26 protein-coding genes are annotated in these 22,183 nt (G+C 36.6%); 16 read left to right on the top strand and 10 right to left on the bottom strand.

Annotated features, from left to right (window positions below; all coding sequences use genetic code 11):
* Positions 1-78: 78 nt before the first annotated feature.
* Positions 79-483, bottom strand: a complete 405-nt coding sequence (locus QZ138_RS08645) for a hypothetical protein (protein WP_292888647.1) — start codon at positions 481-483, stop codon at positions 79-81.
* 388 nt (positions 484-871) lie between these two features.
* Between QZ138_RS08645 and metG the strand changes: the two genes are divergently transcribed.
* Genes metG through QZ138_RS08620 form a run of 5 tightly spaced genes read left to right on the top strand, consistent with a single transcriptional unit; the run spans position 872 to position 6,656 of the window.
* The gene (metG, locus tag QZ138_RS08640) at positions 872-2,860 is read left to right on the top strand and encodes a methionine--tRNA ligase (protein WP_292888645.1); all 1,989 of its coding nucleotides are present in this window, start codon (positions 872-874) and stop codon (positions 2,858-2,860) included.
* A gap of 10 nt (positions 2,861-2,870) precedes the next feature.
* The gene (locus tag QZ138_RS08635; RefSeq protein WP_292888643.1) at positions 2,871-4,448 is read left to right on the top strand and encodes a DUF530 domain-containing protein; all 1,578 of its coding nucleotides are present in this window, start codon (positions 2,871-2,873) and stop codon (positions 4,446-4,448) included.
* A 4-nt stretch (positions 4,449-4,452) separates the two neighbouring features.
* Positions 4,453-4,917 (top strand): hypothetical protein, encoded by a 465-nt coding sequence (locus QZ138_RS08630; protein WP_292888641.1) that lies wholly within the window; start codon positions 4,453-4,455, stop codon positions 4,915-4,917.
* A gap of 45 nt (positions 4,918-4,962) precedes the next feature.
* Entirely contained in the window at positions 4,963-5,976 is a 1,014-nt protein-coding gene (locus tag QZ138_RS08625; protein ID WP_292888639.1) for a glycosyltransferase 4 family protein, read from the top strand.
* A gap of 8 nt (positions 5,977-5,984) precedes the next feature.
* Positions 5,985-6,656 carry a 2,5-diamino-6-(ribosylamino)-4(3H)-pyrimidinone 5'-phosphate reductase gene (locus tag QZ138_RS08620; protein ID WP_292888637.1) on the top strand — a complete coding sequence of 224 codons (672 nt, stop codon included), beginning with the start codon at positions 5,985-5,987 and terminating at the stop codon, positions 6,654-6,656.
* Here QZ138_RS08620 and QZ138_RS08615 read toward each other — a convergent pair.
* On the bottom strand, positions 6,635-7,528 hold the full coding sequence (locus QZ138_RS08615) for a hypothetical protein (RefSeq protein WP_292888635.1): 894 nt from the start codon (positions 7,526-7,528) through the stop codon (positions 6,635-6,637). The genes QZ138_RS08620 and QZ138_RS08615 overlap by 22 nt on opposite strands.
* A gap of 32 nt (positions 7,529-7,560) precedes the next feature.
* Between QZ138_RS08615 and QZ138_RS08610 the strand changes: the two genes are divergently transcribed.
* The 5 genes from QZ138_RS08610 to QZ138_RS08590 all read left to right on the top strand — a co-directional run bounded on the left by QZ138_RS08610 (position 7,561) and on the right by QZ138_RS08590 (position 11,030).
* Positions 7,561-8,139 carry a flavin reductase family protein gene (locus QZ138_RS08610; protein ID WP_292888633.1) on the top strand — a complete coding sequence of 193 codons (579 nt, stop codon included), beginning with the start codon at positions 7,561-7,563 and terminating at the stop codon, positions 8,137-8,139.
* Positions 8,140-8,226: 87 nt separating this feature from the next.
* The gene (locus tag QZ138_RS08605) at positions 8,227-8,676 is read left to right on the top strand and encodes a flavodoxin (protein ID WP_292888631.1); all 450 of its coding nucleotides are present in this window, start codon (positions 8,227-8,229) and stop codon (positions 8,674-8,676) included.
* Between the two features lie 5 nt (positions 8,677-8,681).
* Positions 8,682-9,149, top strand: coding sequence for a MarR family winged helix-turn-helix transcriptional regulator (locus QZ138_RS08600; RefSeq protein ID WP_292888630.1), 468 nt, complete (start codon positions 8,682-8,684; stop codon positions 9,147-9,149).
* Between the two features lies 1 nt (position 9,150).
* The gene (locus tag QZ138_RS08595; protein ID WP_292888628.1) at positions 9,151-10,542 is read left to right on the top strand and encodes an MATE family efflux transporter; all 1,392 of its coding nucleotides are present in this window, start codon (positions 9,151-9,153) and stop codon (positions 10,540-10,542) included.
* 47 nt (positions 10,543-10,589) lie between these two features.
* Entirely contained in the window at positions 10,590-11,030 is a 441-nt protein-coding gene (locus tag QZ138_RS08590; protein ID WP_292888626.1) for a hypothetical protein, read from the top strand.
* Here QZ138_RS08590 and QZ138_RS08585 read toward each other — a convergent pair.
* Positions 11,027-12,049, bottom strand: a complete 1,023-nt coding sequence (locus QZ138_RS08585; RefSeq protein WP_292601019.1) for a tRNA-dihydrouridine synthase — start codon at positions 12,047-12,049, stop codon at positions 11,027-11,029. The two genes, QZ138_RS08590 and QZ138_RS08585, sit on opposite strands and share 4 nt — an antisense overlap.
* A 404-nt stretch (positions 12,050-12,453) precedes the next feature.
* Between QZ138_RS08585 and QZ138_RS08580 the strand changes: the two genes are divergently transcribed.
* The gene (locus tag QZ138_RS08580; protein WP_292888624.1) at positions 12,454-13,008 is read left to right on the top strand and encodes a manganese efflux pump MntP family protein; all 555 of its coding nucleotides are present in this window, start codon (positions 12,454-12,456) and stop codon (positions 13,006-13,008) included.
* A gap of 372 nt (positions 13,009-13,380) precedes the next feature.
* Here the strand turns inward: QZ138_RS08580 and QZ138_RS08575 are convergent, their stop codons facing one another.
* Positions 13,381-13,563: a hypothetical protein gene (locus QZ138_RS08575; protein WP_292888622.1), complete on the bottom strand. Its 183-nt coding sequence runs from the start codon at positions 13,561-13,563 to the stop codon at positions 13,381-13,383.
* A gap of 391 nt (positions 13,564-13,954) precedes the next feature.
* Here QZ138_RS08575 and QZ138_RS08570 point away from each other — a divergent pair, with 391 nt between their 5' ends.
* Positions 13,955-14,710 (top strand): DNA polymerase beta superfamily protein, encoded by a 756-nt coding sequence (locus QZ138_RS08570; RefSeq protein WP_292888620.1) that lies wholly within the window; start codon positions 13,955-13,957, stop codon positions 14,708-14,710.
* A gap of 3 nt (positions 14,711-14,713) precedes the next feature.
* Positions 14,714-14,848, top strand: a complete 135-nt coding sequence (locus tag QZ138_RS08565; RefSeq protein WP_292888618.1) for a hypothetical protein — start codon at positions 14,714-14,716, stop codon at positions 14,846-14,848.
* A 714-nt stretch (positions 14,849-15,562) separates the two neighbouring features.
* Here the strand turns inward: QZ138_RS08565 and QZ138_RS08560 are convergent.
* Together QZ138_RS08560 and QZ138_RS08555 are read right to left on the bottom strand one after the other, a co-directional pair.
* Complete coding sequence (locus tag QZ138_RS08560; RefSeq protein ID WP_292888616.1) at positions 15,563-16,477, bottom strand: hypothetical protein; 915 nt, start codon at positions 16,475-16,477, stop codon at positions 15,563-15,565.
* A 162-nt stretch (positions 16,478-16,639) separates the two neighbouring features.
* A complete protein-coding gene (locus QZ138_RS08555; protein ID WP_292888614.1) occupies positions 16,640-17,719 on the bottom strand; it encodes a tyrosine-type recombinase/integrase in 1,080 nt (359 codons plus the stop codon).
* A 393-nt stretch (positions 17,720-18,112) separates the two neighbouring features.
* Here QZ138_RS08555 and QZ138_RS08550 point away from each other — a divergent pair, with 393 nt between their 5' ends.
* Positions 18,113-18,790, top strand: coding sequence for a hypothetical protein (locus QZ138_RS08550; protein ID WP_292888613.1), 678 nt, complete (start codon positions 18,113-18,115; stop codon positions 18,788-18,790).
* A 316-nt stretch (positions 18,791-19,106) separates the two neighbouring features.
* On the opposite strand, the gene QZ138_RS08545 is transcribed toward QZ138_RS08550, so the two are convergent.
* Together QZ138_RS08545 and QZ138_RS08540 are read right to left on the bottom strand one after the other, a co-directional pair.
* Positions 19,107-19,289, bottom strand: a complete 183-nt coding sequence (locus tag QZ138_RS08545) for a DUF2828 family protein (RefSeq protein WP_292888611.1) — start codon at positions 19,287-19,289, stop codon at positions 19,107-19,109.
* Complete coding sequence (locus tag QZ138_RS08540) at positions 19,268-19,411, bottom strand: hypothetical protein (RefSeq protein ID WP_292888609.1); 144 nt, start codon at positions 19,409-19,411, stop codon at positions 19,268-19,270. Before QZ138_RS08540 ends, QZ138_RS08545 begins: the two co-directional genes overlap by 22 nt.
* A gap of 241 nt (positions 19,412-19,652) precedes the next feature.
* Between QZ138_RS08540 and QZ138_RS08535 the strand changes: the two genes are divergently transcribed.
* Entirely contained in the window at positions 19,653-19,853 is a 201-nt protein-coding gene (locus QZ138_RS08535) for a hypothetical protein (protein ID WP_292888607.1), read from the top strand.
* A gap of 121 nt (positions 19,854-19,974) precedes the next feature.
* Here the strand turns inward: QZ138_RS08535 and QZ138_RS08530 are convergent, their stop codons facing one another.
* Both QZ138_RS08530 and QZ138_RS08525 read right to left on the bottom strand, forming a co-directional pair.
* The gene (locus QZ138_RS08530; RefSeq protein ID WP_292888605.1) at positions 19,975-20,361 is read right to left on the bottom strand and encodes a type II toxin-antitoxin system VapC family toxin; all 387 of its coding nucleotides are present in this window, start codon (positions 20,359-20,361) and stop codon (positions 19,975-19,977) included.
* Positions 20,362-20,365: 4 nt separating this feature from the next.
* A complete protein-coding gene (locus QZ138_RS08525) occupies positions 20,366-20,602 on the bottom strand; it encodes an AbrB/MazE/SpoVT family DNA-binding domain-containing protein (RefSeq protein WP_292888603.1) in 237 nt (78 codons plus the stop codon).
* A gap of 807 nt (positions 20,603-21,409) precedes the next feature.
* Between QZ138_RS08525 and QZ138_RS08520 the strand changes: the two genes are divergently transcribed.
* On the top strand, positions 21,410-22,183 hold a 774-nt coding region (locus tag QZ138_RS08520; protein ID WP_292888601.1), incomplete at its 3' end, for a transposase.

Here is a 22,183-nt window from a genome sequence, read left to right as displayed (position 1 = left end):
GTCAAGGAAAATCCACATATTATTATGAATGGAAATGCTTTGACGAAAAAATAGGCATGGCCTAAGAATCTCCGGCTTCTACAAGCCGGAGAGGTTCAACCTTTTCTTATTATCATTTTCACTGAGGTCAAGAAAATAGGGTTCAATAATGTCTGTGGGACTTCTTTTGTATGATTGCACATGTTTCTCCCTGCTTAAGTGAGATGAAACATATGAAAATTGCGGAAGATTCTCATCATGAATCTGTTGGATTCCATATCTGCCTATCATTCTGATTTTGTCTTCTCCAACAGGTGTTGACTGGTGTTCTCCGTTTGCCACTATCTGTTCAAAGATGATTTTTAAATCAGGGTCTATGATGTATGAGCTGTCCATTTCTCCAATACTTCCATCCTTGAAATATACTTTCTCATTAGCCTTTCTTCTGAATATTCCCGAAACATTCAAGTTATTGTGAAGTTCTCGCGGATATTCGTTATACATAATTTTATACCCAAAGTCGAATGGTTTGTCTATTTTTCTTTTCCGAGTCATAGAAAATCACATTTTCACTTGTTTTTTTACCAGGAAAAAAGATCTTTTTTCAAAAAGTCTGGAGCAATATATGCTCCTTAAATTCTAATTTTAGAATAGACTGGCATTAGGCAAAATTCGATTTTTGCCTGATTGATAATTTGTTTTGCGTTTTTAATGCAAGTTTTTGAAGTGCGAAAGTGCAGAAAAGCACAAATGCAATTTTGCATAAAAAACCTTTTTTTAGTTTTTTTCAAAAATGCAAATAATTGTTAAATAACGATGTTAAAAATAAGCATTTATTATATAGAAGTAATATAATTATAATATGTTTAAAATAGATAAGGGGATTAGATAAATGTCAAAGATTTTTATTTCATGCGCACTTCCTTATGCAAACGGACCATGTCATTTGGGCCATATCCGCTCAACATACCTGCCGGCGGATATCTATGCAAGATACAACAGGATGATTGGCAATGATGTCCTGATGGTCTGCGCAACCGATGAACATGGAACTCCAATTGCCGTAAAGGCAGATAAGGAAAACAAAAAACCGATAGAGATTTCAAAAAGATATCATGATATGATTGTAAAAGACGTTGAGTCAATGAACATATCACTGGACAATTTCACAAGAACCACTGATGAGGCTCACTATGATATTGCCAAACACTTCTTCAAATCATTATATGACAAGGATTTGATTTACAGGGAAGATATCCAGCAGCTGTATTGTCCGAACTGCAACAAGTTCCTTCCGGACCGTTATGTTGAAGGGTTATGTCCTGTCTGCGGTTCCGAAGCGAGAGGTGACCACTGCGAAAAATGCGGAAAGGCACTTGACCCGACCGAACTCGATGAGCCCCACTGCATTACCTGCGGAACAACTCCTATAATCAGGGACACATTCCAGTACGCTTTCAAGCTTTCAGAGTTCGAGGATGACTTGAAGGATTATATTGCCAACAACGACAACCTTCCTGCAAACGTCAAAAACTATGCGACAAACTGGCTTGAGGAAGGATTGAACGACTGGATTTTGACCCGTGATATGGATTGGGGAATACCTGTACCGCTTGAAGAAGCCAAAGGCAAGGTATTGTACGTATGGATTGAGGCATTCCTTGGTTATATCTCATCAGCGTCACAATGGTCAAAGGTCTCCGGCAGGAAATGGGAGGAGTACTGGAACGACTATGTGGTCCATTTCATCGGAAAGGACATCATATACCACCATTCAATATTCTGGCCGGGGCTTTTGAAGGCATACGGCTGCAAGCTGCCTGACATGATTTATGCAGGCGAGTTCCTCTCACTTGAAGGGGAAAAGATGTCTACAAGCAAGAATTGGGTAATATGGATTGCCGATTTTGTAAAGGATTATGATCCTGACCTTTTAAGATATTACCTGACAATGAACGCTCCTTTGAATAAGGATTCAGACTTTTCATGGGATGATTTCCAGAGAAGAAACAACGATGAGCTTGCAGATGTAATAGGAAACTTCCTTCACCGTACATTCGTATTCACCAAAAAGTCATTTGACAGCAAAATCCCTGAATATGAAAACCCAAGCGAAGAGGATGAGGAGTTCAGAAAAGCAATCGAAAATCTTCCAGATATTGCAGGATCCCATATAGCCAATTATGAATTCAGGGAAGCATTGGTTGAAATATTCAGAGTGGCCAAAATGGGAAACAAATATTTCAATGATGCCGAACCATGGAAAGCAGTAAAAGAAGACACACAAAAGGCTGCAAACTGCCTGTACCTTTCCAACCAGTTGGCAAAAACATTGGCATACACATTAAAGCCGTTCCTTCCTACCAAAGCTGACAGAATAGCTGAAATCATGAACATAGATTCACTTGACCATTGGGAAGATGCAAAGGTCCCATTGCCTGCGGGACATGAAATAAACAAGGCAAAACCGTTATTCAAAAAGATTGAAGATGAAGAAATTGAAGCCCAAAAGGCAAAACTGAAAGAGAACCTAAATGAAAAAGAGGATGATAACATGAGTGACCTTATAACAATTGATCAATTTGACGAAGTAGTAATCAAAATAGGACAAGTAAAAGAAGCTGAAAAAATCGAAAAATCAGACAAGTTATTGAAGCTTCAGGTTGACATCGGAGAGGAAAAGCCAAGACAGATTGTTGCAGGCCTTGCAAAATTCTACTCTCCGGAAGAGCTCGTCGACAGGAAAGTATGCGTAGTTGCAAACCTCCAGCCTGCAAAGCTCTTCGGAACATTATCTGAAGGAATGATATTGGCTACCGGCGAATCAGGTGCTTTGCTTGCACCGGACGTCAATGCTCAAATCGGTGAAAGAATTCAATAGATAGATTAAAATGTCAGAGTCTGTTCTAGTAAACAAGGCAGAGACCTTCCTGGAGGAAATTTCAAATGATCCTATCAGCCTTGATGATATTGAGGATTTTGAAGTTTTCAAGGACCTTTACTTCAAGCTAGACAACAGACTAAACCATCTGCAGAAACTTAAGGATGATATGGATTTGCAGGGATACACCACTCCCTTTACATCCATCTCTAAATATGGAACAAAAACCGTATCTGAGGTGGCTGCAGATGAGATAAGGGAAACCAGTCGCCATAACCAGATATTCAGAATGTCGGCAAATGCCAAAAAGAACATTCTAGACCGTGTAAAGTCAGCCATCGACTCGCACAAGATTGCCTTGGGAAACCTTGAGCAGTTCGGATATATGAAGTGCAATTCATGCTATAAGAAATATGCAATGAATGAATTCAAGGGCATGGACGGCCAGTGCACCTGCAAAAGCACATCCTTTTCATTCAAGGTAAGAAGGGAACTGACACATCGCCTTGAGATAATACCATACCTTCCTCTGTCCGGAAACTATATGGTGCTTAGGAGTGAACTGTCACGATATTCAAATGAATCATTGAATCAGGTTTTAAATATCCTGAAACAGGAAAGGAGAGGTGTCGTCAAGACAGTATCTCCTACAATCAGATTCACGGATGATAAAAATCGTTTGATTCGAAAAACAATCACTTTGGGCTCCGAATATGTCGACAACTATGAGGAGGAAGTCAGAAACCGCTACGGTTCCGATGTGCGTATAGAGGGCCTTAAGTTTCACAAGACAAAACCTGCAATCATAGATGACCAGCATGCCAGAAAAGCACTGGCACTGGCTTATGTGGGCTATGCCAATGAGATAATCTCTGAAATCAAGGATGACATATTGAAGCGCAATCTGACTGATTTTAAAAGGATTAACAAGTATGATGAAATCCTTGAGGAATTTGAAAATCAAAAACCTGATTTCATTGATGAATATGACAAGGATGCAATTGAGGCATGGAGAAAGTCCGAAATCGAAAAAAGATTCAGAAGCCTTAACTATATCGACAGGTACGGCAACATGACAAGGTCTCTTAAAAGGGACATCAAAGTCAGGGAAAACATCTACAGGAACATATTCAAGAACATCGCATACACATTAATCATTTGGGACATATTCCGATATTACATTACAACTTCAAACAATGCGCGTAAAATCAACTTGGGACCGTTTCCATACATACGCGTTGAGCTGGATCGTGAACAGAGAAGGGTATTCCAGACAACCTATGAGGAGGTCATTGAAATCCTCAAGGAATTCACCGACATCAGAATCATCAATATTCCCAAAATGGATCTGCTTTTATATGAGAAATTCAAGTTTGAAAAGGAAATGCGCAATTCCAATATAAAATTCAAGCATGTTGCATTGGGTGCGGCATTAATCAATCAGAATTCAGACATAGACCTTGAAACCATCAGCTATGCATTCAACATAAACGAATCAAGAATCAAAAAGGAAATCAAGCACATCGACCAGATCAAAAATCCGAAAACCGACAGGTCTAAAAAATTTTTGGAATTAATCAAGAAGTGATAATATGGATAAGAAAGTCACATCTATTCATATTACAAAGGCACTGTCCTCTTCCATGATTGTGGATTTGATTGATGAGTATCCTTACCTTGAAGAGATAACCTGCTCTCCCAGCGTATATGAGAGAACATCACAAACCTATATTGATGCTTTAAAGGAATTGGGCATTGATGTTAAAAAAAAGTACAATTGGGGTGCCGAATCCAAAAGCGACGGGATAGAGTTTTATGTGGTGAAACTGTCAAATGAAGGAATGACTGCAAAACAGATTTCACAGAAGCTTGACATTTCACTCAACCGTGTCTATTATCTGCTAAGAAAGGGCAAAGCTAATTTTGACAATCGCAAAAGAAAACATGACCATTCAGAGATAAAACGATTGAAAAGCGAGGGATGGTCTGCAAAGGAAATTGCGGATAAGTTGGATATGCCTCTGAGAAGTGTCTATTATATCCTCAATAAAAAATAATTCGTATGATTAATTATTTTAATCAGTAATAAGATATATAATCTTATGATGATTTTACCTCAACTACCATTATATGCAATAGCGATAATCTGCGGATTGCTGTCATTTGCGGTGACAAGACTGACCATGCCGAGGATTATTGCCAAACTCGAAGCGGCGGACATTGTCGGAAAAGACATACACAAGTCATGGAGACCCGTTGTTGCTGAAATGGGCGGATTCGGAATACTTTTCGGATTCATAATCGGAATGTTTTCCGGAATATATATGCATGACCTTTTGACATTTCCGCTGGTAATCGTTCTGGTTGTCATTCTTCTTGTGGGAATCATAGGTATTGCCGATGACCTGCTTGCACTATCATCAAAGGAGAAGTTCTTCCTACTGTTTTTGGCAGGCCTTCCGTTGATTTGGGCCGCACCGCCTAATGTGGGATTGCTTTATCTCATCACCATCCCTATAGCATTGTCAATCGGTGCCAATTTGACAAACATGCTTGCGGGTTTGAACGGTATCGAATCAGGTTTGGGGGTCATTTCAATGGCTTCGCTCACTGTTGCATGTATAATACTGGGCAAATATGATGTGACCATCATTTCAATGAGCATGCTTGGAGCATTGATTGCATTTCTCTACTTCAACAGATACCCGGCCAAGATCTTTCCGGGAGATACAGGTACATTAATCATAGGAGCGGCAATTGTCTGCATTGCATTCATAGGCCGTGTAAAGCTGATTGCATTCATCATCATGATGCCGAACATCATTGACGCCGCCCTGAAATTCTACTCAGCAGGCGTAATGAACAGACAGCAGCAGAATCCGACACAGCTCAATGACGAGGGAAAACTTGTACGTCCCGAACAGGGCTTCAAGTCCCTTATAAGACTTGTTTTGAGAAGGCCGATTTCAGAAAAGAATGCGGTTAAGATAATCTGGGCCATTGGTCTGGTGTTCGGATTGTTGGGTATTGCAGTTGCCCTGACAATGCCTGGAGTGATTGAAAATCAGACACTGATGAACTTTTTGCATATAAAAGAGATGTTCTATCATATTTAGGTGAAATCATGAGACCTTACGTAATATTGAATGCTGCAATGACATTGGACGGTAAAATCGCAACAGCCTCAGGAAGCTCAAACATTTCCGGAGAAAAGGACCTTGAAAGGGTGCATGAAATCAGAAAGGAATGTGACGCAATAATGGTTGGAATCGGAACTGTCATGGCCGATGACCCAAGGCTCACAGTCCATAAGATTGATGCAAGGCCTGAAGACAATCCGGTACGGGTGGTTGTAGACAGCAGATGCAGGACTCCCGCCGATGCAAGGATTACAAACGCTGATGCCAAAACCATAATTGCAGGGGCAAATGAATATAAGGAGGAGTTCATGAAGAGCGAAACCTACGAGAAATTGAAAAAGCGAGGGGTGAAGTTCTTCTTTTCAGGCGACAGGCGTGTTGATTTGAAGGCGCTTATGAACTACCTTCATGAGGAAGGAATTGACAAACTCATGCTTGAAGGCGGGGCGACACTGAACTTTTCCATGATAAGGTTGGGATTGATTGATGAAATCAGCATTTGTGTTGCGCCAATGGTAGTTGGCGGTGCTGATGCAAAGACATTTTTTGATGGCGATGGATTTAATACAATGGATGAATCAGTAAAGTTGGAGTTGATTGATTACTATCCATTAGATAAGGACTTCATTTTAAATTACAGGGTGTTGAATGACTGACCTGATATGACCTTATACCATATGAAATCATCACCTGCATAGAGGCTTATGAGTACTGATGCGAGGGTGGTCAGGGCAAATATGATAAATGTGCCTGACGGTGTCATGAAAAAGAACAGTACCAATAAGATGATTTCACCAATTATAAATATTTTTTGAGGATGGCCTGTTTTTATATAGCTTAAAAAACCAAGCAATACAGGAGTCATGATAATGGTCAGTATGTATAGTATTGATTCATATAGGCCTGTGAGGTTTGAAACCGGCAAGGCAAGAATGACCATAAAGAGATACATCTCAAGAACGGTGAGGAAGAATCCCTGAACGCCTCCGCTGATGGCCTGGGCCAGTGTATGCTTTTTTAAAAGCACCCTTGACCAGATCAAAACAGGATATATCAGACCGAAAATTGCACCGAAGGGACCCAAAAGCAATATCAGGGCTGCAACAGGACCTGACAGTGCGGTCGTATGGACGCTTATTTTCCAGCTTGTTGTAAAAAGCAATACTACACCGGTGTTTATTGAATAGCACAGAAGCAGGCATGTCAGGAAGTTGTCCAGTTTAAAGAAGTAGCATATTAAAAAGCCAATGAAATATGATATTATTCCAACAATAAGCGGCATGTACCTGTCGGACCTGTTGGAGATGTCGCTGTCGGTGTTGAGCCTTTTTACCCAGAACAGTATGATTGCCATAGGCAATATGGAAGCGAACACCAGCGAGATGGCTTCCAGAACAATGAACTTGCCGAAATCAAATCCGTTCGGCGTAAATGATAATGCTGCACAGATTATGATAAATAAGGGTATGCAGATAATTGGCGGATTTGTTAGTGTTGAAATTGTCTTGGCTGTTTTAACTTTATTCATATTTATATTATATGATTTTATTATATATAATCATGAAAGTCAATGTTAAAAATCATACGATGATGTATCCGGCTCCGGCAGTTGTTGCAAGTGCATATGATGAGAAAGGCAGTGCCGATGCTTGCACTCTTGCCTTCGCCACAATGTGTTCTCACCATCCGCCGGCAGTCATGATTGCAATCAACTCAACTCTTAAAAGGAAAACCCTCAAAAGCATCCTGCATTCAGGGGAGTTCTGCCTGGCATTCGGAAGCGTTGAGCAGGTTTGTGAGGTGGATTACTTGGGAATCGAGTCAGGCTACAGGCAGGACAAGCTCTCAAAGATAGGTTTCACACACCAGAAGGGCCAGAAGGTCAATGCTCCAATCATCAATGAGTTCAAACTGTCCCTTGAATGTAAGGTGATGCACATTGCAGATGTCGGCTCCCACACCCAGATTACCGGTGAAATCGTCAATGTCCAGGCTGAAGCTGACATTGTGGACGATAATGGCAGAATCATCTATGAAATGGTCAATCCAATTGCCTATGATGACATTACGCACTCATATTTCAGCATGGGTGAAAAAATAGGAGATGCCTTTAAGGTCGGGCTTAAATTCAGAAAATAATTTAATTTTTTTCAAATTTTTAATTGTTGCAATGTCAATAGTTGTCAATGCAACAGTTTATATACTAAAAGATATTAATAATATGTTATGAAATCATTAGTAGCATATTATTCAAGAACAAATACAACAAAAAAGCTTGCAGAAGCTATCGCAAATAACGTTAATGCAGACATTGAAGAAATCATTCCTAAAGTGAACTATCAGGGAAAGCTGGGATATGCACGCGGAGGAAAGCATGGAATATCCGAAAAGATCATCGACCTTGAAGATTTGAAATTCGACCCTGCAGACTATGATGTCGTTTATATCGGAGCACCGGTATGGGCCGGAAAAATAGCAACACCTGCTCTTTCATATATCAAGCAGAATGCAGAAAAGCTTGGTAACGTAAAGTTATTCATGACTGCAATGTCTGAAGACTTTAGTAAATCATTTGCACAGGCTGAAAAGTACTCTGTTAAACCGGTCAAGACTCTGGGCCTGACCACAAAGCAGGTCAAAAGGAATGACTTCAATTTGGATTCATTTTTAGAGTAGATAGGATGACTCTTGAGGAATTTAGGAAAATCGACTGTTCATCAATTCCAATCAGCAAACTGATTGCAATGATTGCAAGGGGCCAGTCAATCTATCTTAACCACAGGTTAGGGGATTTGGGCATCAATGAAACCCAGCTCCACCTTCTCTTTGAAATATCTCATAATGAAAATCTCAACCAGGAGAGGATTGCATCAAGATGCAACATAAACAAGGGGGCGGTTGCAAGGTCCATCAAAAAATTGGAGTACAACGGATTTGTCGTAAGGACAATTGACGAAAACAACCGCAGACAGAATAAGGTTTCACTAACGCTGAAAGGCAGAAAAACATTATCAGAAGCAATCAAGATTCTTAAGAATTGGGAAAACGAAATTATAAAGGAAAAAGGCTATGTTGACAGGGAACTGTTGCAGTTTGTTTTAAAGGAAATAGCCGTCAAGACCATGGAGTTAAACGAAAAAGAGGATTAAAATGGCAAAGGATAAAAGCAAGAATATTGAAATGATTACAGGAGACCCTAAAAAGGCTATCGTTAAATTGGCACTGCCAATGATGCTTTCCATGCTGCTTATCATGCTTTACAATATAGCAGACAGCATATGGGTGGCCGGACTCGGTGCGGATGCGCTGGCGGCAATCGGATTCATCACACCGCTTTTTATGGTGCTGGTGGGACTGGGAAACGGTATCGGTGCAGGTGCAAACTCACTGATTGCAAGATACATCGGAGCCAACAACTACAAGCAGGCAAACAATGCGGCACTGCACGGAATTGTATTGTCCATAATAGTGTCCGTGATATTTACAGTGCTCATTGAAGTGCTCATGGTGCCTATTCTTCAGTTCATGGGTGCCGGAAATACAATCCAGTATGCGCTTGACTACAGCTACATCATCTTCGGATTTTTGTTCATATTCGTATATTCCGGTGTCGCTTCAGCGATATTCAGGTCTGAAGGGGACATGAGAAGGGCAACAATAGCCATTGCGGTAACAGCAATATTGAACATCATCCTGGATCCGGTTTTCATCTACGTCCTTAACTTAGGAATAGCGGGTGCCGCATGGGCAACCGTGATATCAGCGACAATGTCCTGTTTAGTGATGAGCTATTGGATTTGGGGAAAAAGAGACCTCTACCTTGACCTGTCATGGAAGAACTTTAACTATCAGTCCTACATCATGCTTGATACCCTGCAGGTTGCAATCCCGTCAACACTCGAAAACATCGTATTTTCAGCACTTGCAATCATCATAAACTCAATGCTTGTAATGGCTGACGGAACAACTGCGGTGGCGGTATATACAGCATCCATGAGAATCGTCCAACTGGCCATGATTCCATTGATTGGTATCGGAACAGCAGTCCTAACAGTTGCAGGTGTCGCATATGGAGCACACAACTACAAAAACCTGCAGACTGCACATTCATACTCCATAAAACTGGGATTTGCAGTATCAATCGCTCTGGGAATTGTGATATACATATTCTCACCTCAAATCGCATCGATGTTTGCATACACCTCAGCAAGCTCAACCCTTGCTCCTGAAATCGCCAGGGCAATATCAGTGCTGACACTCTTTGTTCTTGCGATTCCTCACGGTATAATGTCATCCATGATGTTTCAGGGTGTGGGCAAGGGTGTGTATTCCCTATTGATTACGCTTCTGAGATCCCTGATTCTTGAGAGCGTATTTGCATATATCTTCTGCTTCATCTTCGGATGGGGAGTTGTTGGAATATATGCAGGTGTGATTATGGGCTGTTTTGTAGGAGGAACAGTCGGATACATTTGGGCAAAGCTCTTCATCAGGGAATTCAAGAAAATTGCAATCAAGAAATATGCACCAAAGGAAGACTAGTTATTCTATAACTAGTTTTTTATACTTTTTTTAACAAATATCCAAACATGGAATTCATAGTCAACAACAAGAAATATGCCATCCTCAACCATGAGCTATACATCAATTATCTGATGGTCAACGAATATTTCAGGACATATGCCAAATATGACTATGACATTCACTTCGATTTTTTGGATTCGATTTTAAGCAGGGACAGGATTGATTTTGACGATATCCTTGAAGGCACAAAGGACCTTGAGGAACTCATAGAAAAAGAGGAGATAAATTTCATTCCCCCAGGACTTAGAATCGATGTGCGCCTAAACGAGACTTTCAAAATCACCTATCAGGATTTGGAGTTTGAAGATGTCAATGTCGGGGAGGCAGTTCCCATGCTTATTGCTCTTTCAACGCTTCTCAATCACAGGCCAATCGTTTCCCTTTACCAGATAGGCGATGAGCTAAATCACTTTCTTGAGATGTTTCGGACATACAGGAAGGATTAGGGTCTGATTTTGCACGGCCTGATGTGGCATGTGCTTGTCTTTTTCCAGTAGCAGTTGTTGCATGTCTTGCAGAAGCTTTCGCCGTTTCCCTCAATCTGCCAGTCCACAAGGAAACTCGGATCATGGACAAATGGCCTCTGCATGGATATGAAATCGATGTCTGTAGCGTTTAGGATATTGTTTATCTGGTTCTGGCTGGTTGCCCCTCCCCCAAGGATTACCGGAATGTCAACCCTTTTGATTATTTCCTGTGTTGCGTCAATCAGCGGGTTTTTATCCCTGTTTTCACGGGTGAAGAATTGCGGGGAACGTGGACGGGTAATCTGGAGACTGTCCGCACCATGCTTTTCAAGCAGTTGGCATATATTGATGGTTTCCTCCAGGGTCATTCCGTTGGTGGTGCCGTCAAATGCGTTCAGACGGCAGTTTATATGAAGCTTTGTTGTTTTCTTTATGACTTTGATAATCTCTAGAACTATTCTAAGGCGGTTCAGGGTGCTTCCGCCGTACTTGTCTTCACGGCTGTTGAAGGTTGGGTTGATGAATCTTGCCAGGAAATAGTAGTTTCCAAGTCCCAGCTGGATTCCGTCAAATCCTCCGTAGTCGAACTTTTGGGCGGCCATAATCATGTCGGCCTGGATCTTTCGCATATCATCGATGCTTACGTCTTCAATCTTGATGTTCTGTTCTGTTTTCTTGTTGAACTGAACCATTCCCAGCTGGGCAAAGATAGGAACGTCATAGATATGTACAAGGTCTGTAAGGTCACGGGCTTCCCTCACAAAGCGGGAGTAATTGACGGTATTTGAATACTTTGAAAATACGTCCCTCGGATAAAGGGAGTAGAGTTCACTTATAATCAATCCCACGCCGCTTGCGGCAATGTTTTCATATCTGTTATATATTTCAGGAGTCATGTTTCCTGATTTTTCCCTTTGGGATTCCCAAAGTCCTGTTCTGACAATTCTGCTGTTGAGTGTCAAATCCCCGAATTTGCATACATCGAATAAGTCTTTCATGTTTATTGTTTTAATTTAAATTATATAAATAATTAACAAAAGGCAAAACCATGAAAAATATTTGGCATTTGATATGGATTTCAAATCGTTTCGATTTGTGTTTGTGATTTTAAGAGGGCATATTCCCATAACTATTGGTTTTGGTGAAAGTCAGATAACATCTTCAAATTTGATGCATTCAAAGCTATTGTATGAGTTCGTAATATTGCCTTGACTTTGTAAAATTGCAGGGATTTAAAACTGCTTATTTTAAATATGAGGTATGCACAATACTTTAATTGGGAAATAACTTAACTGATATTTCCCACAACCGACCGTGCGAAAGAATAGGCAGGATTCAATCCTGCCTTTTCTCCTCCATTAAAAATTAATTATAAATAAAATAATTTACATACAATTAGTCAATGTCTTTCAATCTGATTTCAACATTTCTGGTTGCCGTTGCCCTTGCAATGGATGCTTTCAGCGTATCCATGACCAAGGGATTTACGCAAAAGCAATTGACAACTTCACAGATATTATACTACGGACTGTTTTTTGGCGGATTTCAGGCATTGATGCCAATATTAGGATACTTCTGTGGAAATGTGATTGCAGGCATCGTTGAATCCCTGGCACCGATAATAGGATTCATACTTCTTCTTGCCATCGGATTGAATATGATTCGAGAAAGCCTCACTGGAGACGATGAGGAAATAACTGATCATTTCTCATTCAGGGAGGTCACCCTTCTTGCAATAGCAACAAGCATCGATGCATTTGCAGTGGGAATTACAATAGCCCTTTTAAAAGACCCCATACTGATATCATCATTGATAATAGGTGTTGTGGCATTCGCCTTCAGCATTGCAGGGATATTCATCGGAAAGAAACTGGGAGACTATGTCGGGGATAAGTTCCAGATACTGGGCGGTGTCATCCTGATTTTGATTGGAATAAAGATACTCTTGGGATTTTGATTTGAGCTTATTTTTCAAAATAATGCCGGTCAACATGCAGCATCCAATTCCACAATTAACTTTTTTTTAAAAGAAAAATCTATAATATCTCATTTGTTTTTTAATTTATTGGTCCTGAATTATGGATTGTCTGAGTTCGCAATATTGCTTTGACCTTATAAAATTGTAAGCATTTAAAACTGCCTATTTTAAATATAAAATAAAACTAATAATCTATATGAAAAATGGCTTATTGTCATTTTTCTGATTGGTGTTTTCAAACATCATAGTCAGTCCTAAAATTGAGGAGGAATTGTTTTCCTTCTCAATTTTTCATTTTTAAAAACAGACTGACCGACGGTTCGCGGTATTTGATTGTTTGCACCTCTGCATTCATCTGCAAAGGGGTGAGACTATACTGTCAAAAACAGTAATGCTCAACTTAAATATTGATTTAATATTAATATTTTTAATATCTTTGTATTTGATTGTCGAGTTAAAAACAAGGAAATAAGATGAATCAATGATGAATGGGCTTTTAGAGAGTTTACTCTCGCCGTCTGTTTTTTTTCCCATTTTAGATTCATCCCAATTTTATAAAACAGTGATATGTTTAATAAAATTAATTATAATTATATCCTCATAGTTTATAAAGTTTTTGATAGCTGTCCATTCGTAACCATCTTATTTGGCCATTGGGATTATTAGACATTTAAAAAGGGATAATATGAGCAGGAGTCAAATTTCTAAAATCTATCCTGGTACTCTTCACCTGAACAGAAAAGAGGAAAAAAGGTTTAAAAAGATTTAAGTAAAAATAATCGCTGCCAGGCATGTAGCACTAAAATAATCTTCAGCCCCATCATATCATTCCCTGCCAGTTATGACAAAATGTATTTTGATGTTGCAACGATTGGGAGTATCTGCAAAAAGTTGAACTTGAAAAAGATGTATTGGGTGATTATTTATGAGAAGAGAAGAGATTATTGAGATTTTGCATAGGATTGAAAAGGCTGAGGACATTGAGATTCTATATGCCTGTGAGGCAGGAAGCAGAGTGTTGGGCTTTGCAAACGATGAATCAGATTATGATATCAGATTCATTTACAAAAAGCTTAATGTAAAGGATTACCTCGCACTGAATGAGCAGAGCGAGGTGATAGAATGCATAGGAGAGGATATTGATATTGTGGGATGGGACATCAAAAAGGCGCTGAAACTTCACTATAAAAACAATCCGAATCTGAGGGAATGGATCATATCGAGGGAGGTCTACATAGACAAAGGCATTGAATTCATATTTTCAGGCCTTGGAGGATTTGAAATTGGCGTTTTAAAAAATCATTATGCATCAACCGCCCACAGTCATTGGAAAAGATACTGCCCTTTGGAGTTTAGCAGGAAGAAGAGGAAAAAATATCTCTATGTAATCAGGTCAATACTCTGCTGGAGACTTCTCAATAGGGACATTTACCCCCCGATAAATATAAATGAGCTCTTGGATCATGATTTCATTAATCTCACCGAGGATATTAGGGATGCGGTCATAAATCTAATTGATTTTCACAAGGGAAAAGGTGATTTGAGCGAAAGGACAGTGTTCATATTGAATAATTTCATCCTTGATTCACTTGCATCCATGAAAACAACTGAAACAAAATCATTTAAAACAGCTGAAGATTATGATGAAAGGTTTAGGGAGCTATTGCTTGTCTGCAGGTGAATCATGATGGTTAATTTTCAGGAGATATATGAGATTGCGGTTCTTGTATCTGAGTTTGGCGAAACGCTTGTTATCAATAACATTTTGGTTGATGAATTCACGTTTGGGATATTCATTAGCAGTTTTTATGATGCATAAATTTTATTAAAATTTATTTTTTTAATGAAACTACCAAATATTAACCAAGACATATAGATGGTGCCATCACTATTTGGATGTTTTGAAATATATTGATGTTTGTGTGAAAACTCGGAAATTAAAAAATTTTATAAATTTTATAAAATTTAATAAATTTCATTAACAAAAAGGGATTAGAGAAGTCCATATATTCTGATTCATCACTACAATTTGTGATGTTTCATAATTATATTCCCTATTATTTAAATTATTCTATAACTCAATATTTGTATGTTATTTTTAAAATAAAAGGATATTATGGATTATTTTTACTGAAATTCCTGTTAGTGTAATATTACCATAGTCGGAAAAGTATTTCCGTATAAAATGCTTAAATATATACTGGTAGGTAAATATATAAAAGTAGTTATAATGGATATTTACCTATATTATCTATATGTAGTAGTAATATATAATTACCTATAATACATAAAGTAGTACAATATGTATTCTCCATATTTCTGTATTTCCATATATACAGAAAGTAGGTATATATGTATTATCCTTATTTACAGAAAGTGGTATTTATACATATTTTGCCACTACTACTCAAGTAATATTAAGAAAATGCTCTAAATCAATAGCTCCATATATATCAAGTTGGTGAAATAGACTATTTTCGTTAAATTTTTGCTGTTTTTTAATAAATTTCATGAATTTTAATAAATTTCAGTGTCATTTTCTGTGTCGAATGGATTTCACTACTTTCAATACAAGGAAGAATAATAATGCAACGAAAAATACGAATCCAACGATAATCAATAATATATTTAGATTATTAAAACTTGAATTTGGATTGTCAAAAGTGATTGAACCAATCTTTTCATATTTTGGACCTAAAGGAAGCTTTGAACCATCATATTTGGTATTATTGAAGAAAACATCGTCATTGCAGTCTTTTGTATCTGCCTCTGCTAATGATCCGTCATCATTTGAAAGGTAAATATCAGTTGTATTTCCAGTTTCATTAGTATGGAAATCATAAACAAATACATCACGTCTATTAAGACCAAACAAATCAGATTGGGCTAATTCAACCATTGATTTAACTTTATCAGTAGTATTTAAAGGAATTTTACCTGATCTGGAATATTCGTACTTGTTTGGCAGGGAAATGTATTCTCCCGGTTCGAGTTTATCTATTTTAAACTTCTCATCGGTGGCAAAACCATAATTTCCATTAGGTGCCTTGATAATGACATGTCCTCTTTTGTAGTCCTTTTTAATTTCCTGAATTTCTTTTAATTTAGATTCTGATATGCTGTAATCGTTTGAAATCATTTCAGAGGTAATATTTTCACATCTTTGATTATCTTCACCGTCATCAACGCCTCCTAATCCGATTACCCAACCATCATTGGTTACGATAATGTGGTTAAAATAGCCGTGATCAGTTTTATACTGTTTGATTGCAGGATGGCCATGCCAATCAACTTGTTCAATGTGAATATCGGCGGTAAGATTGGCATCACGCCTGTAGGACATGATTGTGTCATTTCCCTCAAGTTGTAATACAACTGAACAACAGCCTGATTCATCGGTTTCATTCAAAAGTAGGGGCAATACATCGCTATTATGAGGATTGCTCATAGCATAAATCCCACATATTGAAATAAAAATTATGAAAATACCCAATACAAAAATTTTTTTCTTTAAATTCATACATATCATTATTAAAATCGTTTTAATATTATATTTGATTAATGTAGTATTTAAATTAGATTAATTTTTCTATTGAGTATAATGAAAAATTTAAAAAAATCTATTGGAATTTGCCTTCAGTTTATGTTTCATTTGCTCACGGTCAATGTGTATGTACTTGTCTGTTGTTTGGGAGTTGGAATGCCCTGCAATTGACTGTACCTCTGCAACAGTAAGTATTTCAGCATAATGGGACAATGCGGTGTGTCTTAGAATATGGACACTGACATTTTTGGTGTAGTTTATAGGACAATCGAATCCCTGGGTGCTTATTCTCTCATCACATTCACGGGCATGCTTTTTGACAATATCCTGAACTGCACGCTTTCCAATGCGTTTTCCCTTGATGTTGGTAAAAAGCTCTTCGCGTACCCTTTCTTCATCAGCCTTTTTTCGCTGAATTATTGGCCTATACACTCCATTAGTGTTTTTTCTGAGTTTTGTGGTCCTTTCCCTCATCATGTCGTTTAAACTTTCAAGAGTGTCATAGGTAATGAAGGTGGTACGGTCCTTCAGCTCACCTTTGGTGGTTTCCGCACGCAGATAAACATCAATGAATTCGTTGGTGTCTTCAGGCATTATGTAAAGTCCGTCATCATTCAAAGGAACCTGAATATCTGTTTTGTTCAGTAGGACCAGTTCCTTCAGCCTCATTCCGGAATCAATGAATGTCCTGCAAATTGCGTAATCTCTAACGTTGCCGCTCTGTTTGATGGTATCTAAAAAGAAATTGGATTGCTGCCATGTTAGAGAGATTTTTTCAATTCTTTTTTTAGCAGTTTCAGGATCTTCTGCCTTTACCTCGATGATATCCTTCATTTTGATGGTTTCATGCTGGATTTCTTCCTGAACGTCTTCTGAGTTTATGAATTCCAGAATGTTCATCATATATGTTTTAACAGTGGTCCTTTTGTTTCCTCTCTGCTTCAGGCAGTGTCTACGGTAATGTCTCAATTGCTTTTTGACATTTTTGTCATTCAATTCATCTATTCCGTTTGATTCCAAATATTCTATGAATTTGGATATGTTGAATGTTTGCTTTTCGATTGTTTCCTTTGTTAAGTTTTTTACCTCTTGTTTTTCTTCCAAGTATTCATCTAGGTAGTCGTTTAGCTCATTGACTTCGATCATAAGCTTTTTGCCCCCTAAATATATTTACTCAAACCCTTGTTATACTATTGATTTTTTTAGTATATAAAGACTTCGTATCTTTTCATTATTTACGTATATTATTACATAAAATATACGTTTTCTTTATATATTAAATTAGGACAATTTGGGAGTTTCAGGAGAAATGTTGAAAGTGAGGTAACACATATACATCAAGTGGTTTCAAAATGGTGATTTCTTCAATTTTAGAATTCGTAATAATAATGTTGTAAAAAAGTAATAATGATTGCAGTTGAAACTTTTAATCGAAAATTCAATTTTTGATGAAATGAATGTTTGCATTGAAATATTCAAAACTGTGATTCACTTCAAGTAGAAAATATTTATTATAACACAAGTACAATATATTAAATCATGGCAGTCAAAAAAAATTATGCAATTACAAATCTGGAAACAGAAAAAATTCCTGATGTTAACAGTATCATACGTAAATATGCAACAGTCTCCTTTAGATCTTCATCATATATTTATTTTGATATGGAACCAGTCAATAATGAAGTTATTGAGGATATGACCTTTTTCAAACTGGAAGCTGAAGATGAATCCAGTTTAGATGAAAAATTTAAAGAATTGACCAATGAGATAGACCAGATAATCAGCAACTATGCAATAAGAGACGAGAACACAGGGGAAATGCTTGTATATCTCAAATTCGTAGGTGAACTCAGCATAAAATTCGACAATATGAATTTTATAAAAGAGGGCACTTATGAAAAGATTGATGAATTGAAAAATTTTAAATCAGAATTTGGAATCTGCAGAGGATATAAGCCTAATTTCCGCCTCATGGAAGGTCAACACTATGAAAATCTTAATAATAAGCCTGAAGGTATTTATCTGCTCTGTCGCAGCCAAGAAAATCTAATGCAACTAAAAGAGTTACTGTCCGAAAAGATTATGGAAATCGATCCTGATTTTGTGATAGAATTTATACAATTTGACGACCCTATGCCTGAGAACAATACAAAATTTAACCTTCTGGATCTTGAGAGGTCCGGACACATCTATTACGAAAATCTGGATAAAAAGTGAATTCAAATTCTTAAATTCCTTAGAATTATTTAAATACAATTTATCTTTAATTTGGCAAAGATATCTCCTCCTATTTAGGGTGAGGATGAATTGTCAACCTCCAATCTATTAACCAACATTTAATAGTTCTAAAAGACTAATACCTTCTATCATACTAGTTATATATAAAGACTACTATTTTTAATCTTAAATTTTTCAAATTTTGAAACTAAACAAATGGCCGCACTACACTAAAATATAATTGGAGCATATCTTTCACCATCAAGAGTTTCAATCAATACTTTATAAGGTCAAATTTTTTGCTCATTACCATCTTTTAATTGTTCTGGCTGAATCCGGAAACTAATGTAACTCCTAGTTCATTTTCTATCAGTGGTATTGTTTTAGTGCGGGAATTCACATTCCAAAAGATTAATTTGGGCAAATCATAATCTGCATGGTTAAATCTGTTCCTAATTTCATCAAACAATGGCTTTGTTAACTCATTGCTTTTATCCATATTTTATCCAATTCTTCTACATTATCCTTATTGATAACCTTATTTTCTTCATCGACCAAAACAAATTCAAAACCTTGATCAATACAAAATTTCATAAATGCAATTGGCGAAATGCCTGTCATATAATTCCCTCCAATTTCTTTAATTTTGATTAATTTAACATTAATTGATTTTTGACTAATAATAAGTATTGTACTTCTTATATTTAAACTTTATCGAATTATAGTGACTCTGTTAAATTGTTGCGACTTTGTAAAATTGCTTTCACTTAAACATAGTATTTATAGTTAACTGTCAAATAAATGAAACAAATTAAAAATTGCAAAATGTAAGTTAACTCATGTATATGATAGTAAGTCTTGAGTGCAAGTTCAAGACAAACAAATTAAAAATATTGAAGAAGTGCTTCAGCATTATGGACTCGTCAAACTTCAACATTCATTATCTGCCAAAGATTTGGAAAATAGTGAACATGAAACATTGACCGAAAACAGCCAATTTTCTGATAGTTCCAATCTGTCATGGTTGTTTTTCAAAAAAGTATTTAAGTCTGAAAATAAATGAAGTAGTGCTAACGAATAGAGTAAATCAATCCACATTAACTAAAATAGGGCCATACATGAAAAAGATGAGAAATTTCAAAACAACACTTAAAAAAAGAAATATACTTTTAGGATGAGGAAATTTAATGCAATCTTAAAATTCCATCAACCTTATCAAAATCATCATCAAATGAGAGTATCTCATAAATCTGATTTTCTTTCATTGCATGAATTGCAGTACAATCTGCTAGGGACAAGGTTCCATCAAATTTAAGGTAATATCTTAATGATTCTTCCAGCAATGTTTCGGATTTAAAAATTGTGAAATTGTCTTTGATGTATTTAAAAGTCATATAACCGACCTTTCCACCATGACAGCTTCCAATAAGATTTATTGATTCAATTATCATTGCTTCCGTTATTATCTTCTCTTCTGATTTTAACCTTCCCAGCAATTTAATTGCATCTTCATGCCATTGGTCTTTTTCGATAATTAATGCAATGATATATGATGCGTCTACAAAAATCAAAATATCACCATTTTAAGCCTTTTGATCCTCTCTTTTTTATTTCAACACTATTATACGGCAATTCTTTTTTTATCATCCCAATTATATCTTCTTCAGTAACTTTTTTTTCAATTTTCAAGAGTATTCCCTCCTCAGTATTTGTCCAGGAGATTTCATCACCTGCAGATATGTCATAATATTTTCTAAAATCTGCGGGAACAACAACTTGATTGCTAGAACTAACTTTTGTAATTGCATACATTATAAATCACCTTTAATTATATAAAATAAAATATGTTATATAAAGTATTTATAATTTTATTTTAGATTATGCAAATATAAAGTGAATACTAACATATGAATTATTCTCCAGAGTCTATTTTAAATTATAATAACTATAATTCATTAATAATTATTAATTCTTATTGTATTCATCTTATTTAAACTTAATTAAATTGTAGTGACTCTGTTAAATTGTTATAACATTGTAAAATTGTTTTCACTGAAATATAGTATTTATAGTTAACTGTCAAGAAAATGAAACAATTTAAAAATTGCAAAATGTAAGTTAACTCATGTAATGACAGCAAGTCTTGACTGCAGTCAGGACAAACCAGAAAAATATTGAAGAAGTGCTTCAGCATTATGGATTTCGAAAGATTCAAGTCATTATATTTGATAAAAAATAGTAATGAAACAACTGGGAAAAACGTTAAATTCAGATGTTATATTTCAAATATTTATATATTCTTAATTTTAACTTTATTGTGCAAGAATTCTCCGGCTTCTTTAAGCCGGGGGATGAATTTTTTTTATGTGGATGGGGTGGTGAGATTAGTTTTCAAATGCTCTCGGATAAATGCTATATTATATGTAGGTTATAATAATCTAATATAGAAAGATGGGGGAAAACTTCAATAAGTTAATTTTTTTCCTTTCTTTTTTTAAGCACGGTTTCATAATAATATTCTAAAAAAAACAATCCTTTTAGTGATTATTTTTAGTCATTAAGATGATGTTTTTAGGATTTTATATTTTAATAAAATGTGAAAAAAAGATGTTGAAAAAAATGTGCGATAAAACTTTTATTTTAACGGATAAGGTTGAATTTGTTCCTGATGATGAGATGGAAAAGGAATTATGGTTTAATATTAATGCCAGTGCTTTTGTGTACAATAAAACATTGGAGTATAGTATTTACCGTGAAAATTTCGTTAAAGAATTTGGAATAGGCAACAAATTTAAAGTAAACCGCCCATACACACAAAAAATAGTTAAAACATTAAAAAAACATTATCCTTTTCTAAAAGATGCTGATTCTACCTGCCTTCAAGCATCCACAGATAGACTAATAAAAGCCTATGAAGGATATTACGACCACAGAACCGGCGCTCCAAGATTCAAAAAACGTAAAAAAAATCCAGTAACTTCAATTACCCTGCGAAACAACTTCTATGATACCAAAGAAGGTAATGTAGGGGCCATTAGGTGGTTGTCTGAAAATGAATTACGAGTAACTAAACTGGGAAAAATAACCGTCAAGCATAGAAGACACATCAAAGGCCAAATCAAAGAGGCTATATTAAAATACGAAAACGGACGCTGGTACGTATGTATAGTATACGAATTAGATGAAAACAGACAGGGTGAATTTTCCTATGGAGGATTATATGTCGGAATAGATGTTGGAATAACTGACTTTTTAACTTTTTCCAACGGAAAAGTGATAGCCAAACCGGACCTTAAGAAAATAAACGGAAGAATACAGTATTACCAACAAAAACTCGACGGCAAAAAAGAAGGCGGATCCAACTGGAAAAAAACACTAAAAAAACTCCACAAA

Source organism: Methanobrevibacter sp. UBA212, assembly GCF_905233225.1.
Taxonomy (GTDB): domain Archaea; phylum Methanobacteriota; class Methanobacteria; order Methanobacteriales; family Methanobacteriaceae; genus Methanocatella.
Note: the sequence above shows the minus strand (reverse complement) of the source record. Positions and strands in the feature narration are given on the sequence as shown.

Coding starts and splice junctions, on each gene's coding strand:
- QZ138_RS08645 (WP_292888647.1), bottom strand. CDS start 483: ATGTATAACGAATATCCGCGAGAACTTCACAATAACTTGAATGTTTCG.
- metG (WP_292888645.1), top strand. CDS start 872: ATGTCAAAGATTTTTATTTCATGCGCACTTCCTTATGCAAACGGACCA.
- QZ138_RS08635 (WP_292888643.1), top strand. CDS start 2,871: ATGTCAGAGTCTGTTCTAGTAAACAAGGCAGAGACCTTCCTGGAGGAA.
- QZ138_RS08630 (WP_292888641.1), top strand. CDS start 4,453: ATGGATAAGAAAGTCACATCTATTCATATTACAAAGGCACTGTCCTCT.
- QZ138_RS08625 (WP_292888639.1), top strand. CDS start 4,963: ATGATGATTTTACCTCAACTACCATTATATGCAATAGCGATAATCTGC.
- QZ138_RS08620 (WP_292888637.1), top strand. CDS start 5,985: ATGAGACCTTACGTAATATTGAATGCTGCAATGACATTGGACGGTAAA.
- QZ138_RS08615 (WP_292888635.1), bottom strand. CDS start 7,528: ATGAATAAAGTTAAAACAGCCAAGACAATTTCAACACTAACAAATCCG.
- QZ138_RS08610 (WP_292888633.1), top strand. CDS start 7,561: ATGAAAGTCAATGTTAAAAATCATACGATGATGTATCCGGCTCCGGCA.
- QZ138_RS08605 (WP_292888631.1), top strand. CDS start 8,227: ATGAAATCATTAGTAGCATATTATTCAAGAACAAATACAACAAAAAAG.
- QZ138_RS08600 (WP_292888630.1), top strand. CDS start 8,682: ATGACTCTTGAGGAATTTAGGAAAATCGACTGTTCATCAATTCCAATC.
- QZ138_RS08595 (WP_292888628.1), top strand. CDS start 9,151: ATGGCAAAGGATAAAAGCAAGAATATTGAAATGATTACAGGAGACCCT.
- QZ138_RS08590 (WP_292888626.1), top strand. CDS start 10,590: ATGGAATTCATAGTCAACAACAAGAAATATGCCATCCTCAACCATGAG.
- QZ138_RS08585 (WP_292601019.1), bottom strand. CDS start 12,049: ATGAAAGACTTATTCGATGTATGCAAATTCGGGGATTTGACACTCAAC.
- QZ138_RS08580 (WP_292888624.1), top strand. CDS start 12,454: ATGTCTTTCAATCTGATTTCAACATTTCTGGTTGCCGTTGCCCTTGCA.
- QZ138_RS08575 (WP_292888622.1), bottom strand. CDS start 13,563: ATGGGAAAAAAAACAGACGGCGAGAGTAAACTCTCTAAAAGCCCATTC.
- QZ138_RS08570 (WP_292888620.1), top strand. CDS start 13,955: ATGAGAAGAGAAGAGATTATTGAGATTTTGCATAGGATTGAAAAGGCT.
- QZ138_RS08565 (WP_292888618.1), top strand. CDS start 14,714: ATGATGGTTAATTTTCAGGAGATATATGAGATTGCGGTTCTTGTATCT.
- QZ138_RS08560 (WP_292888616.1), bottom strand. CDS start 16,477: ATGAGCAATCCTCATAATAGCGATGTATTGCCCCTACTTTTGAATGAA.
- QZ138_RS08555 (WP_292888614.1), bottom strand. CDS start 17,719: ATGATCGAAGTCAATGAGCTAAACGACTACCTAGATGAATACTTGGAA.
- QZ138_RS08550 (WP_292888613.1), top strand. CDS start 18,113: ATGGCAGTCAAAAAAAATTATGCAATTACAAATCTGGAAACAGAAAAA.
- QZ138_RS08545 (WP_292888611.1), bottom strand. CDS start 19,289: ATGGATAAAAGCAATGAGTTAACAAAGCCATTGTTTGATGAAATTAGG.
- QZ138_RS08540 (WP_292888609.1), bottom strand. CDS start 19,411: ATGACAGGCATTTCGCCAATTGCATTTATGAAATTTTGTATTGATCAA.
- QZ138_RS08525 (WP_292888603.1), bottom strand. CDS start 20,602: ATGTATGCAATTACAAAAGTTAGTTCTAGCAATCAAGTTGTTGTTCCC.